General features: G+C 68.0%; 1 protein-coding gene and 1 pseudogene. Both read right to left on the bottom strand.

The annotated features are described in order from the left end of the window. Positions 1-512, bottom strand: a pseudogene (locus ACTVZP_RS22205) (hypothetical protein); the annotation flags it as partial. Further along, positions 512-1,357, bottom strand: an 846-nt coding sequence (locus tag ACTVZP_RS22200) for a hypothetical protein (RefSeq protein WP_443214298.1), incomplete at its 5' end; no start/stop codon positions are given. The gene ACTVZP_RS22200 and the pseudogene ACTVZP_RS22205, both read right to left, overlap by 1 nt.

Raw genomic sequence — 1,357 nt, 5'->3', positions numbered from 1 at the left:
GCATTGCCCGCGACGAAGTTGGTCTGTCCGGCGTTTCGGCGCAGGGTCAGCCGGGCGGACGCGGTGGGCATGCCGCTGTTCGCCCACATGACGGCGCCGAGCATCTCGAGCGATGGCGCGACAGTGCCTTGCGTGTTCGGGCCGTTGAGCATGGCCATCACGGCCGGCTGCGCGGCGAAGGTGGCCGGGAACGTCCAGTCCCCCTGGCACACGGCGCCGCCCGCGCCGGGGAGATAGGGCAGGTCGAAGGCATTGATGAAGCAGATCTGCGTGCCGTCCGCGAACCTGGTGTACTCGCCGTTCGCGTTCGAGCCCCGCTCGATCAGGGCGCCGGTGGGCAGCCCCGCGGACTGCGCAACGGTGCCGAGGATGTCCGAGACGAGCAGGGCCTTGCCGGTCATTGCCGTGCCGAGCGATGCCATCCAGGCGAGGAATGCAGAGGTGTCGACCTCGAACGTGGCCGGGTTGGTGAGCGTCGGCGCGTTCGGCGCGGCCGGCAGGGTCAGAGGCATCAGGAGAGCTCCTCGGTCTCGAGAGTGGCGATGGACGCACCGGCCGCCTGCAGCGGGATGCGCAAGGGCTTGGCAAGGCCGTAGACGGCCAGCCCGCGCCCCACGAGGTCCGCGTCGGCGTAGTAGAACCCGGGCTTGGCGCGCTGGTCTCTGACAGCGCGGCGCACCCGCTCCTCACCGCCGGTCGGGATCGCAAAGCGGAAGGTGATCACGTCGTAAGCGTCGCGCTGGACGATGAAGACGCTGCCGAAGTCGTCGCGCTCCCGAACAGACATATCCTCGTAGCTGATCTCGGTATCGACCAGCGTCGTGCCGAACTCGAACAGCTTGCCGGGCACAATCTCCCCGACCTCCGCCGTGCCCACGCCGGCGTCGATGGTGATCCGCAGGGTGTAGCCGACGTAGCCTGGCAGATCCTCGAAGACGCACCGCTCGATGTAGGTCGGAGAATAGGTGAAGTAGGTGAAGAAGCTGGCGATGTCCGTCCGATCCACGAGCTGGCGCGTCTGGTCGTGGATCAGCGCGCCGCCAGCATCGGAGACGCGCACCCGCACCGACCCCGCCGACAGGCCGACCAGCGCCACGGCGGTGCAGATACTCGGCAGCGTCAGGCTGTAATCGATAGTGCCGGACTGACTCACGCTCTGGCCCGTACGGTTGTCGAAGGCCTTCCAGCGATTGGTGGAGCCGACCCTGATCCACCAGGCCGCCGCCGTGTCCGCCGCCGGGTTGTGGCCGGTGTTGCCGGCCTGCACGCTCTCGTAGATCGAATGCGTCGACGTCAGGATGACCCGGGCGCCCAGGGCATAGGTCGTTCCCGCAGCCCATGCCGGATGATCCGTCTC

It is taken from the genome of Rhodobacter sp. NSM (assembly GCF_052244495.1).
Classification (GTDB): Bacteria; Pseudomonadota; Alphaproteobacteria; order Rhodobacterales; family Rhodobacteraceae; genus Cereibacter_A.
The sequence above is the reverse complement of the archived record's forward strand: the minus strand, read 5'-3'. Positions and strand labels throughout refer to the sequence as shown.